We start from the raw sequence: 12449 nt of genomic DNA, 5'->3' as shown, positions 1-12449 counted from the left end.
ATGGAACGAATTAAACTCAGAGTCCAATATGACGGGACGAATTTTGCTGGATACCAAGTACAACTAAAACAACGAACTGTTCAGTTTGAAATTGAAGAAGCTCTAAAGAAAATGCATCGTCAGGATATAAGGATCTATTCTTCAGGACGAACAGATTCCGGGGTTCACGCCTTAGATCAAGTCATACATTTTGATACACATTTGACTTTAGATGAGCCTACGTGGCAACACGCACTAACCACATTATTGCCTAAGGATATTCGTGTAATGACTGCTGAAAAAGTAGAACCACATTTTCATGCTCGAAAAGACGCCGTTAGAAAAACGTATCGTTACGTTGTATTGAATCGTAAAGAACATGATGTGTTTCAACGTCAATACGAGTGGCATGTGCCACAAGAGGTCAATCTAAATCTTATGAAGGAAGCTGCCGAATTAATTATAGGTACACATGATTTTACGCCATTTGCAGCATCAAAAACGAATGTCAAAGGAGATAAAACACGAACGATTTATTCTTTGGATATTAGGGAAAAGGATGATCGTATTTATTTTGAGGTAACAGGAGATGGTTTCCTCACGCATATGGTAAGGATTATTGTTGGAACATTAATTGAAATAGGCCAAGGTAAAAAAAGAAAAGAGTGTATTCCACTCGCTTTTGAACAGCTAGATCGTAAAGTGTTGGGATTAACGGCTCCTGGACATGGATTATATTTAAAGCAAGTTGAATACGAGTAAAAAACGAACATTAAATATATTTTTAGGATTAATTTACGGTTTTTTATAAAAATAGGTTGAACTATTATAAGTGAATGTTATAATGAAGTTGTAAAAGCGAACAGTTAAATAATAGACCCTCATATAATGTTGGGAATATGGCCCAAAAGTCTCTACCCAGTTGCCGTAAACGACTGGACTATGAGGGAAGTATTCTGAACAGTTTATTTGGTATAGGGTGACGTATGTCCAGACTGCTTTCCTCATATAGGGAAGCAGTCTATTTTTATTTAGCTTTATTTAATCTATAAAAAATAATTAATATAAGAAACGCTAGAAAAGTAAAAATTTGGGTTATAAAAGGAGGATCAGCATGCGACCAGAGGTTGGAGTAATCATGGGAAGTACATCAGATTGGGAAACGATGAAGTATGCGTGTGAGATACTAGATGAACTTGAAGTTTCTTATGAAAAAGAGGTTGTCTCTGCTCACCGCACGCCGGAGAAAATGTTTCGTTACGCGGAGCAAGCCAAAGCACGTGGTATTAAAGTCATTATTGCAGGAGCAGGAGGGGCTGCTCATCTCCCGGGAATGGTTGCCGCAAAGACCCTTCTACCTGTCATAGGCGTTCCTGTTCAATCCAAAACATTAAATGGACTTGATTCATTATTATCCATTGTACAAATGCCGGGTGGCGTTCCAGTAGCGACTGTCGCAATTGGTAAAGCCGGGGCAACTAACGCAGGTTTGCTGGCTGTTCAACAGTTAGCGGTTTTTAATGATGAACTTTACGAACGATTAAATCATAGACGTTTAGCATTGCAAGAGAAAGTCGAACAATCTAATGAGGAGTTACAAACATGGTAAAACATATTGAACCAGGGAAAACGATAGGAATTATTGGTGGCGGTCAGTTGGGAAGAATGATGGCAATTGCAGCCAAACAGATGGGCTATCGGATTGCCGTGCTTGATCCCACTCCTGATTCACCAACGGGACAATTAGCTGATGTTGAAATTGTAGCAGCATATCATGACATTGAAGCAGCTCAACGGTTATTAGAAGTTTCGGATGTCATTACTTATGAATTTGAGAGTATCGATGTGGGAGTTTGTGAGTATTTAGTTGAAAATGGATATGTCCCTCAAGGTAGTGAGCTCATAAGAATTTCGCAAGATCGAGCGTTCGAGAAAAAGGCCATTACAGATAGTGGGTGTAATGTTGTAGCATATGACCTGATTCATAATATTGAAGACTTGAAGCGGGCATCAGAACACATTGGTTTTCCTTGCGTATTAAAAACAAGGCGTGGGGGCTATGATGGAAAAGGTCAATTCATCATCCGTGAAAAGTCAGATCTAATGAATGCGGTGGATTTAATTGATCATGGTCCGTGTATTCTAGAACGTTTTTTACCATTTGAAAAAGAACTGTCAGTTATCGTGAATCGAAGTGTGAACGGTGAAATGGTTAGCTTTCCAGTTAGTGAAAATATTCATGTAGACCATATTTTACTTCAATCGATCGTCCCGGCTCGAATTGTCCCGTTGATTGCTGAGAAAGCTAAACAAATGGCAGAGCAATTAGCCGAATCAATGGAGTTAGTAGGAACGCTGGGTGTTGAAATGTTTTTAACAGATGATGGAGAAATTTACATTAATGAAGTAGCACCGAGACCTCATAATTCAGGTCATTATACACTGGATGCTTGCGTGACGAATCAATTCGAACAACACATTCGTGCCATTACTGGAATGACGTTAGCTAATCCAGATCAGCACTCTGCGGTGGTTATGATGAATGTGTTGGGTGAACACTTAGACGCTGTAAAAATGAGTATTCCAAATGTACCGAATGCCAAACTACATTTATACGGAAAACAAGATGCTAAACCTAAGCGAAAAATGGGGCATGTGAATTTTATCGGAGAAAATACAAAAGGCATCATTCAACAAATAAAAGATATAGGAATTTGGAGGCAATAAGAAATGATTGAACGTTATACACGAGAAGAAATGGGTCAAATTTGGACGGAACAAAATAAATATCAAGCCTGGTTGGAAGTTGAAATCTTAGCATGTGAAGCGTGGGCTGAACTGGGTATCATCCCCAAAGAAGATGTGAAAGCCATTAGAGAAAAAGCTTCGTTTGATGTCGCTCGAATTCAAGAAATTGAAGCGGAAACACGTCATGATGTCGTTGCGTTTACACGTTCTGTATCTGAAACATTGGGCGATGAAAAGAAATGGGTTCATTACGGATTAACCTCAACGGATGTGGTTGATACCGCTTTAGGCTACTTAATTAAGCAGGCGAATGACATTATTAGAAAAGATCTTGTTCGATTTGTAAACATATTAAAAGAAAAGGCAAAAGAACATAAATACACAGTCATGATGGGAAGAACTCACGGCGTGCACGCTGAACCTACGACATTTGGCCTTAAAATGGCGCTGTGGTATGAAGAGATGAAGCGTAACCTGGAGCGATTTGATGCGGCTGCTGAGACGATCGGTTACGGAAAAATGTCTGGCGCAGTTGGAACGTATGCGAATATTGATCCGTTTGTTGAAAAATTTGTTTGTGAAAACCTTGGATTAAAGCCAGCTCCAATATCCACTCAAACGTTACAACGCGACCGTCACGCGCACTATATGTCAACGTTAGCTCTAATTGCAACATCAATTGAAAAGATGGCTGTAGAAATTCGAGGGTTACAAAAAAGTGAAACTCGTGAAGTGGAGGAATTTTTCGCTAAAGGCCAGAAAGGTTCATCCGCTATGCCACATAAGCGTAATCCAATTGGGTCAGAGAATATGGCAGGGATGGCGAGAGTTATTCGAGGTTACATGATGACAGCATATGAAAATGTGCCACTGTGGCATGAACGAGATATTTCTCATTCGTCAGCTGAACGCGTCATTTTACCTGATGCAACGATTGCTCTTAATTATATGCTAAATCGCTTTGGGAGTATTGTAGAAAAATTAACAGTATATGAAGACAATATGAAGCGTAACATGGATCGCACATTTGGTTTGATTTTCTCCCAGCGCGTACTTCTATCATTAATTGATAAAGGTTTATCTCGTGAAGCGGCTTATGATTTGGTTCAGCCTCTCGCGATGCAAGCCTGGGAAGAGCAAACATCATTCATTGAATTAGTTAGAAATCACCCTGACATTAAACAACAATTAACTGAAGAGGAACTGGATGATTGCTTTGATGCAACGTATCACTTAAAGAATGTAGACGGGATTTTCGAACGACTAGGTTTAAATTAAGGGGGCGTTTCATTTGGATAAAGGTCAACTGCTTTATGAAGGAAAGGCGAAAAGGTTATTTGAAACTGATCAATCTGATGTTCTAATCGTTGAATATAAAAATGATTTAACAGCATTCAATGGTGAGAAAAAAGCGCAAGAGCAAGGGAAAGGCGCATTAAACAATCAAATCTCATCAATATTGTTCGAACGTTTAAACCGTGAAGGGATTTCGAATCATTGGCTTGAGCAATTAAACCAGACTGAGCAGTTGGTCCAGCATAATGAGATTATCCCAATCGAAGTTGTCGTTCGGAACATTGCCGCAGGTAGTTTAGCTAAACGAATAGGGCTAAAAGAAGGAAGAGAATTGGCATTTCCGATTGTTGAATACTATTACAAAGATGATGATCTAGGTGATCCACTGATTAATGAAGATCATATTAAACTATTAAATCTAGTTAATCAATCTGATTTAAATCAAATGAAAGAAATGGCATTAAAAGTGAATGATGCTTTAATTGAGCTTTTTGAAGCATGCGAGATCAAGCTTGTAGATTTTAAATTAGAATTCGGTTACGACCGCTCAGGACAAATCATTTTATCTGATGAAGTTTCACCTGACACGTGTCGCTTATGGGATATTCATACGAATGAAAAACTAGATAAAGATGTGTTCCGACAGGGTTTAGGTAGTGTCGAACATGCTTATAAAATTATATTAAATCGATTAAAGGGGGCTTTGTCTCATGGTTAAAGTAAAAGTATTTGTCACATTAAAAGAAGGTGTACTTGATCCTCAAGGAAAAGCAGTAGAACAGGCGTTAGATGCTAGAGGATTTAGAGGAGTTAGCGAGATGCGTGTTGGGAAGTATATGGAATTTTATATGGATCATGAAGCTGCAGGCGATCAAGAGATTCAAAACATGTGTGAGCAATTACTGGCTAATCCCGTCATAGAGGATTACCGCTATGAGACAGAGGAGGTCGTTTCGAAGTGAGGTTTGCGGTCATTGTATTCCCCGGCTCCAACTGTGATACCGACCTCTTCCGTGCGATAGAGGAAGTGTTATGTGAAGAAGTAGACTATGTCTCTCATCATGAAACAAATCTAGAAAACTATGATGCTGTTCTTTTACCTGGAGGGTTCTCATACGGTGATTACCTTCGTTCAGGTGCGATTGCCAGTTTTTCTAATATAATGCCAGCCATTATAGACTTTGCTGAATCTGGTAAGCCGATTTTAGGCATTTGTAACGGATTTCAAGTTCTATTAGAATCAGGGCTTTTACCAGGTGCGATGAAACGTAATGAACATCTTAAATTTATTTGTCAGACGACACCTTTAATCGTTGAAAATAACGAGACTGCATTTACTAATCAATATCGATTACAAGAGCGAATTAATCTTCCAATCGCTCATGCTGAAGGAAATTATGAGTGTGATGAAGGTACTTTAGCAGATTTAGAGAAGAACCATCAGGTTGTCTTCCGCTATGCAGATAACCCGAACGGATCCAAAGGGGATATTGCAGGTATTGTGAATGAACGAGGTAATGTCTTAGGAATGATGCCGCACCCTGAACGTGCAGTTGAACAATTATTAGGTAATGATGATGGATACAAATTGTTTCAGTCGATTCTAGTGCATTGGAGGGAACAGCATGCCGTTACTTCTTGAGCCAAGTCCAAATGAGGTTAAAGATAAAAAGTTATATGCTGAGATGGGTTTAAGTGATGAAGAGTTTAATCGTATAGAAGAATTACTTGGTCGTACACCTAACTATACAGAAACAGGAATTTTTTCAGTGATGTGGAGTGAGCATTGCAGCTATAAAAAATCCAAACCACTTTTAAGTAAATTCCCTACAACCAGTGAACGGGTTTTACAAGGTCCTGGTGAAGGTGCAGGTATTGTTGATATAGGAGATGAGTTAGCGGTAGCTTTTAAAATTGAAAGTCACAATCACCCTTCAGCGATTGAACCTTATCAAGGGGCTGCGACAGGTGTAGGTGGAATCTTACGTGATGTCTTCTCGATGGGAGCGAAACCCATTGCTTTGTTAAATTCTTTAAGATTTGGAGAGCTTAATCACCCTCGTACAAAGTACTTGTTTGAAGAAGTGGTGGCAGGAATTGCGGGTTATGGAAATTGCGTCGGGGTTCCAACAGTCGGTGGCGAGATTCAATTTGATGATTGCTATAAAGGGAATCCGCTTGTAAATGCCATGTGTGTCGGGTTAATAAAACATGAAGATATTCAGGTGGGTCAGGCCAAAGGAATCGGCAACACCGTCATGTATATTGGGTCAGCAACAGGTAGAGATGGTATTCATGGAGCTACGTTTGCATCAGAAGAGTTAACAGATAATTCTGCTGAAGACCGTCCAGCTGTCCAAGTTGGCGATCCGTTTATGGAAAAACTTTTAATTGAAGCTAGTTTAGAGATTGTGAAGTGCGATGCGCTAGTCGGGATTCAAGATATGGGTGCAGCAGGACTAACGTCTTCTGCAAGTGAGATGGCGAGTAAAGCTGGAACAGGAATTGAAATGAATCTCGATTTGGTCCCGCAGCGTGAAAGAGATATGACACCTTATGAGATGATGCTTTCAGAATCACAAGAGCGCATGTTAATCGTCGTTGAAAAAGGTCGAGAACAAGAAATTAAAGACATTGTTTCGAAATATGACCTTGAAGCGGTGGAAGTTGGTCAGGTCATTGAAGAAAAGCAATTTCGTCTATTGTTTAAAGGTGAAATTGTAACTGATGTACCAGTTGATGCACTGGCAGAAGATGCACCGGTATACCATATGCCATCTAAGAAACCTGAGTTTAATAGAGTCTCTCAAAAGTTAGAATTTAACGACGCTAACGATATACTTGAACAATTATTACAACAGCCTACGATTGCAAGTAAAGAGTGGGTTTATGAACAATATGACCATCAAGTTCAGACAAATACGGTAGTTAAGCCAGGTTCAGATGCAGCGGTATTGCGCGTTAGAGGAACAGATAAAGCTATTGCTATGACAACGGATTGTAATTCGAGATACTTGCACTTAGACCCACAGCAAGGCGGTCAAATTGCGGTCGCAGAAGCTGCAAGAAATCTTGTCGCTTCAGGCGCTGAACCGGTTGCGGTTACAGACTGCTTGAATTTTGGTAATCCAGATAAACCTGAAGTGTTTTGGATGATGGAACAAGCAACTGACGGGATGGCGAAAGCGTGTGAATTACTAAAAACGCCTGTCATCAGTGGAAATGTATCCCTTTATAATGAGACGAATGGCACGAGCGTTTACCCAACACCTGTCATCGGTATGGTTGGGCTTGTGCATGACTTAAAACATATAACTACACAATTAGCTAAAGAGCCAGGCGATGCGGTGTATGTCATTGGTGAGACAACTGAAGAGATCGGTGGCAGTGAAATTCAAAAGCTTTTATCAGGTCAATATGAAGGCAATTGTCCGACTATTGATTTAAAGACAGAACAAAAACATCAACAACAATTACTTCAAGCGATTCAAGCTGGGGTGGTCGCTTCAGCGCATGACGTTTCAGAAGGTGGCTTAGCAGTTGCTTTAGCTGAAAAAGTGATGACAACCCCTTTAGGCTTAACGGTTGATATTGATGGTGAAGATGCAATTGAACTGTTTAGCGAAACACAATCAAGATTTGTTGTGACGGTTCAACCTGAACTTACAGATCAATTTGAACAAATGGTTGATGCAGTAAGAATTGGAACTGTAACGAATAATGGGCAAATGGTTATTAAGTTCAATAATGAGAAAGTAGTTGATCGTTCCATAGATGATTTAACTAAGCTTTGGAAAGGAGCCATTCCATGCTTGCTGAAATCAAAGGATTAAACGAAGAATGTGGAATCTTTGGAGTATACGGGCACACACAAGCAGCACATATGACTTATTACGGCCTTCACGCCTTACAACACCGTGGTCAAGAAGGTGCAGGTGTTGTTGTGTCAAACGGTCAAGAATTAAAGCAAGCAAAAGGCCAAGGGTTAGTCACTGAAGTGTTGGATGAAAATGAATTAATGAATCTTTCTGGAAGTTCGGCTATTGGTCATGTACGATATTCAACCGCTGGTGGTAAAACCTATGAAAACATTCAACCTTTATTTTTTCGCTCAAGTACAGGGTCGCTGGCGATTGCGCATAACGGTAACTTAGTGAATGCTAACAAACTAAGAGAAGAATTAGAGTGTAGCGGCAGTATTTTTCAAACGACGTCTGATACGGAAGTCATCGCCCATTTAATTAAACGCTCTAAGCAAGACGTGATGATTGAGCGGGTCAAGGAGTCATTATGCGAACTAGAGGGCGCGTATGCGGTTGTGATGTTAGTGGAAAATCAACTCATTGTTGCCTTGGATCCTCGAGGGATGCGTCCACTCTCGGTCGGTCGTGTAGGAAGTGGGTATGCAGTGGCTTCAGAGACGTGTGCTTTTGATGTCGTTGGTGCTGAATATATGCGAGAAGTCGAGCCTGGTGAGATATTAGTTATAGATGATGAAGGAATGCACTCAGATTATTTTTCTAAAACTAAAAATCGAGCTATTTGCACGATGGAATATGTCTATTTTGCTCGTCCTGATAGTAATGTAGATGGAAATAATATTCATAGTGTGAGAAAGCGTTTAGGTAAAAAACTGGCAGAAGTTGCACCCGTTAAAGCGGATGTTGTAACAGGTGTACCCGATTCAAGTATATCTGCAGCGATCGGTTTTGCTGAGCAATCAGGAATTCCTTATGAGCTTGGGTTAATTAAAAATCGATATGTTGGTCGGACATTCATTCAACCTTCACAAGAGTTACGTGAGCGTGGTGTACAAATGAAGTTATCAGCTGTACGTAAGATAGTAGAAGGAAAACGTGTCGTTATGGTTGATGACTCCATAGTTCGAGGTACAACTTCGAAAAAGATCGTGAAAATGCTAAAACAAGCAGGAGCAAAAGAAGTACATGTACGCATAAGTTCACCTCCAATTACTCACCCTTGTTTTTATGGAATCGACACATCCAACGCAGGTGAATTAATCGCTGCTAACCATAGTGTTGAGGAGATTGGTGAGATGATTGGCGCAGACTCTATATCTTATCTGCCTATTGATTCGATGGTCGAAGCGGTAGACCGCCAAGACTCTAATCCTAACTGTGGACATTGTCTCGCATGTTTTACTGGAAATTACCCGACAGATTTATATGAAGATTCAGTACCACCTTATGAAAAAGAACAGCTGATTGGAGCGAAAAACTAATGTCTGAAGCCTATAAACAAGCAGGAGTAAATATTAAAGCGGGTTACGAAGCGGTTGATCGGATGAAAAGCCATGTTGATCGTACGAAGCGACTTGGGGTTATGGGGACATTAGGAAGCTTTGGTGGCATGTTTGATTTATCTCAATTGAAATACGACGAGCCTGTACTCATCTCAGGTGCAGATGGTGTTGGAACGAAATTAAAATTAGCTTTTAACTTGGGTCTTCATGACACAGTTGGAATCGATGCAGTGGCGATGTGTGTTAATGATATTGTCGTTCAGGGAGCCGAGCCTTTATACTTTTTGGATTATATCGGACTAGGTGAAGCTGACCCTAAAAAAGTCGAACAAATAGTAAAAGGTATTTCAGATGGATGCGAAGATGCAGGATGTGCTTTAATCGGTGGTGAAACAGCTGAAATGCCTGGTATTTACGAAGATGATGAATATGATCTAGCAGGTTTTGCTGTTGGAGCATGTGAAAAAAGCGAAATAATTACAGGTGATTCGATCCAAGAAGGTGACATCCTTATCGGCCTTCCTTCTAGCGGTGTGCATAGTAACGGTTTTTCATTAGTACGAAAAATCATTTCAGATGCTGGTTTAGATATAAAAAAAATGTATGAACCCTTTGATCGTTCGCTCGGTGAAGTTCTATTAACTTCAACCAGAATCTACGTTAAAGATGTTTTAAAAGTGAAAGACCATGGTTTATTGAAAGGTGCCGCTCATATCACAGGTGGTGGATTCTATGAAAATATTCCACGTATGTTACCTGAAGGGCTGACAGCGACAATTGATGTAGGAAAGTTTCCACGTCCAACCATATTTGAATTTTTACAGCAAAAAGGTCAACTAACCCAACAGGATATGTACGGGGTGTTTAATATGGGCATAGGTATGGTTTTAGCAGTGGAACCTGACCAAGCAGAAACGGTTATAGAACTATTAGATGAAGCTTATGTTATTGGAAGCATTCAACGTGGAAATGAATTGAAGATTGTTGGGGAGGTTATTTGATGAAACGGGTAGCCGTATTTGCCTCGGGGAGTGGCTCAAATTTTGAATCCATTGTTAATGCTACAAAAGGAAAAGAAAAGGGATATGAAGTTGTCTTATTATTTTCCGATCAGCCAACTGCCTATGCGTTAGAGCGGGCAGATCAGCTAGGTGTAAGCTCGTATTTTATTTCTCCAAAAAATTACCCCGATAAAATGGCTTACGAAGCTGATATATTAGGTTTATTAATGAGGTACCGCGTTGATTTTATTGTGTTAGCAGGTTACATGCGTCTCATCGGACCTATGCTGTTGAAAAGATTTGATGGTGACATTATTAATATTCACCCGTCGCTTTTACCTGAATTTCCAGGACTGGATGCGATTGGGCAAGCGTTAGAAGCGGGTGCCAAGATTACAGGTGTCACGATTCACTATGTTGATGAAGGAATGGATACCGGACCAATCATTGCCCAAGAAAAAGTAGAAATCAAACCTAGTGATACATACGACAGTCTTCAAAAGAAAATACAAAAAATAGAACATCGTTTATATCCTCAAACATTAGATCAGCTGTTACGAAAGGGTGAAACCATTGCAAAAACGAGCGTTAATTAGTGTTTCAGATAAAACAGGTATCGTTGATTTAGCCAAGCAGTTAGTAGAACACGGTATTGAGATTATTTCAACAGGCGGTACAAAAAAAGCTATTGAAGAAGCTGGTATTAAAGTTACAGGTATATCAGAAGTGACTGGATTTCCAGAGATTTTAGGAGGTCGAGTCAAAACTCTTCACCCCAATGTTCATGGTGGACTTTTAGCTAAAAGGTCTGAAGAAAATCACATGGATCAGCTTCAAGCGCAAAACATACAACCTATTGATTTTGTAATAGTGAATCTATATCCGTTTAAAGAGACGATTTCAAAAGAAGATGTAACATTTGATGATGCAATTGAAAATATCGATATTGGTGGCCCTACCATGCTAAGGTCTGCGGCGAAAAACCATCAAGATGTAACGGTTGTAGTTGACCCTGCTGATTACTCAGCAGTTATTGAAGCTTTAAGTGAAGGGGAAATCTCGCTTCAGTTAAAACGTGAATTAGCCGCAAAGGTATTTAGACATACCGCCCATTATGATGCATTGATTGCTGATTATTTGACAAATCAAGTGGGAGAAAAATTTCCTGAAACTAAAACATTAACTTATGAACGAAAGCAAACGTTACGTTATGGTGAAAACCCTCACCAACAGGCCGCTTTTTATGCGGATGCTTTAGCAGAATCATCTACATTAGTTATGGCAAAACAATTACATGGCAAAGAGCTTTCTTATAACAATATTCAGGATGCAGATGCCGCATTAACCATTGTGAAAGACTTTGAAGAACCTGCTGCAGTCGCGGTAAAGCACATGAATCCATGTGGTGTAGGGATTGGTAAAAACTTATATGATGCTTTTACACGGGCGTATGCTGCTGATCCAGTCTCTATTTTTGGTGGAATTATCGCATTAAACCGCTCTGTCGATGAACAAGTGGCGGAAAAATTAAGCTCTATTTTTTTAGAAATTGTCATTGCGCCAGCGTTTACAGATGGGGCTTTAGAAATTTTAACTAAGAAAAAGAACATTCGATTATTAGAGGTACCCGTAAAGTTGAATGAAGCGGTAAATCAAGTGAAGACAGTAAGCGGAGGCATGCTCATTCAAGAAGAAGATAGACATGAGATGGAAGAGCATGATTTTAAAGTCGTAACAGAGCGATCACCATCTGATGGTGAATGGGGTGACCTAAAATTCGCATGGAAAGTCATCAAACACGTCAAATCAAATGCCATCTTATTAGCCAAAGATGCACAAACCATTGGAGTTGGTGCTGGGCAAATGAACCGAGTGGGCGCTGCCAAAATTGCTATCGAGCAAGCTGGCGAAAAGGCACAAGATTCTGTTATGGCTTCGGATGCCTTTTTTCCGATGGCCGATACAGTCGAAGCAGCTCACGAAGCGGGTATTCGAACAATTATCCAACCTGGTGGCTCTATACGTGATGAAGATTCGATTCAAAAGTGTAATGAATATGGCATCTCAATGGTTTTCACAGGTGTTCGTCACTTTAAACATTAGTAAGTGCTCAAGTTGGGACACTTACTACTCAAAATTTTAGTTAAGTACTTAAATGGCGA

At 39.9% G+C, this 12449-nt stretch carries 12 protein-coding genes and 1 riboswitch; all 12 genes read left to right on the top strand.

Annotated features, from left to right (window positions below; genetic code table 11):
* Nucleotides 1-741 (top strand): tRNA pseudouridine(38-40) synthase TruA, encoded by a 741-nt coding sequence (gene truA, locus E3U55_RS12875; protein WP_134340892.1) that lies wholly within the window; start codon nucleotides 1-3, stop codon nucleotides 739-741.
* 99 nt (nucleotides 742-840) lie between these two features.
* A riboswitch (purine riboswitch) is annotated at nucleotides 841-942 on the top strand.
* Nucleotides 943-1093: 151 nt separating this feature from the next.
* Nucleotides 1094-1588 (top strand): 5-(carboxyamino)imidazole ribonucleotide mutase, encoded by a 495-nt coding sequence (purE, locus tag E3U55_RS12870; protein WP_134340891.1) that lies wholly within the window; start codon nucleotides 1094-1096, stop codon nucleotides 1586-1588.
* Nucleotides 1582-2706: a 5-(carboxyamino)imidazole ribonucleotide synthase gene (gene purK / locus E3U55_RS12865; protein WP_134340890.1), complete on the top strand. Its 1125-nt coding sequence runs from the start codon at nucleotides 1582-1584 to the stop codon at nucleotides 2704-2706. Before purE ends, purK begins: the two co-directional genes overlap by 7 nt.
* Before the next feature lie 3 nt (nucleotides 2707-2709).
* The gene (gene purB / locus E3U55_RS12860) at nucleotides 2710-4005 is read left to right on the top strand and encodes an adenylosuccinate lyase (RefSeq protein ID WP_134340889.1); all 1296 of its coding nucleotides are present in this window, start codon (nucleotides 2710-2712) and stop codon (nucleotides 4003-4005) included.
* 13 nt (nucleotides 4006-4018) lie between these two features.
* Nucleotides 4019-4741, top strand: a complete 723-nt coding sequence (gene purC / locus E3U55_RS12855) for a phosphoribosylaminoimidazolesuccinocarboxamide synthase (RefSeq protein ID WP_134340888.1) — start codon at nucleotides 4019-4021, stop codon at nucleotides 4739-4741.
* A complete protein-coding gene (purS, locus tag E3U55_RS12850) occupies nucleotides 4734-4985 on the top strand; it encodes a phosphoribosylformylglycinamidine synthase subunit PurS (protein WP_134340887.1) in 252 nt (83 codons plus the stop codon). Before purC ends, purS begins: the two co-directional genes overlap by 8 nt.
* Nucleotides 4982-5665, top strand: coding sequence for a phosphoribosylformylglycinamidine synthase subunit PurQ (gene purQ, locus E3U55_RS12845; protein ID WP_134340886.1), 684 nt, complete (start codon nucleotides 4982-4984; stop codon nucleotides 5663-5665). Before purS ends, purQ begins: the two co-directional genes overlap by 4 nt.
* Entirely contained in the window at nucleotides 5649-7856 is a 2208-nt protein-coding gene (purL, locus tag E3U55_RS12840) for a phosphoribosylformylglycinamidine synthase subunit PurL (RefSeq protein WP_134340885.1), read from the top strand. Before purQ ends, purL begins: the two co-directional genes overlap by 17 nt.
* The gene (gene purF / locus E3U55_RS12835) at nucleotides 7832-9265 is read left to right on the top strand and encodes an amidophosphoribosyltransferase (protein ID WP_134340884.1); all 1434 of its coding nucleotides are present in this window, start codon (nucleotides 7832-7834) and stop codon (nucleotides 9263-9265) included. Before purL ends, purF begins: the two co-directional genes overlap by 25 nt.
* Nucleotides 9265-10287, top strand: a complete 1023-nt coding sequence (gene purM / locus E3U55_RS12830; protein ID WP_134340883.1) for a phosphoribosylformylglycinamidine cyclo-ligase — start codon at nucleotides 9265-9267, stop codon at nucleotides 10285-10287. The genes purF and purM overlap by 1 nt, the downstream gene beginning before the upstream one ends.
* Complete coding sequence (purN, locus tag E3U55_RS12825) at nucleotides 10287-10883, top strand: phosphoribosylglycinamide formyltransferase (protein ID WP_134340882.1); 597 nt, start codon at nucleotides 10287-10289, stop codon at nucleotides 10881-10883. The genes purM and purN overlap by 1 nt, the downstream gene beginning before the upstream one ends.
* Complete coding sequence (purH, locus tag E3U55_RS12820) at nucleotides 10861-12390, top strand: bifunctional phosphoribosylaminoimidazolecarboxamide formyltransferase/IMP cyclohydrolase (protein ID WP_134340881.1); 1530 nt, start codon at nucleotides 10861-10863, stop codon at nucleotides 12388-12390. The genes purN and purH overlap by 23 nt, the downstream gene beginning before the upstream one ends.
* Nucleotides 12391-12449: the final 59 nt, after the last annotated feature.

Origin of the sequence: Filobacillus milosensis (genome assembly GCF_004402015.1) — a bacterium.
Classification (GTDB): Bacteria; Bacillota; Bacilli; order Bacillales; family Alkalibacillaceae; genus Filobacillus; species Filobacillus milosensis.
This window is presented reverse-complemented; position numbering and strand designations above follow the sequence as displayed.

Coding starts and splice junctions, on each gene's coding strand:
- truA (WP_134340892.1), top strand. CDS start 1: ATGGAACGAATTAAACTCAGAGTCCAATATGACGGGACGAATTTTGCT.
- purE (WP_134340891.1), top strand. CDS start 1,094: ATGCGACCAGAGGTTGGAGTAATCATGGGAAGTACATCAGATTGGGAA.
- purK (WP_134340890.1), top strand. CDS start 1,582: ATGGTAAAACATATTGAACCAGGGAAAACGATAGGAATTATTGGTGGC.
- purB (WP_134340889.1), top strand. CDS start 2,710: ATGATTGAACGTTATACACGAGAAGAAATGGGTCAAATTTGGACGGAA.
- purS (WP_134340887.1), top strand. CDS start 4,734: ATGGTTAAAGTAAAAGTATTTGTCACATTAAAAGAAGGTGTACTTGAT.
- purL (WP_134340885.1), top strand. CDS start 5,649: ATGCCGTTACTTCTTGAGCCAAGTCCAAATGAGGTTAAAGATAAAAAG.
- purF (WP_134340884.1), top strand. CDS start 7,832: ATGCTTGCTGAAATCAAAGGATTAAACGAAGAATGTGGAATCTTTGGA.
- purM (WP_134340883.1), top strand. CDS start 9,265: ATGTCTGAAGCCTATAAACAAGCAGGAGTAAATATTAAAGCGGGTTAC.
- purN (WP_134340882.1), top strand. CDS start 10,287: ATGAAACGGGTAGCCGTATTTGCCTCGGGGAGTGGCTCAAATTTTGAA.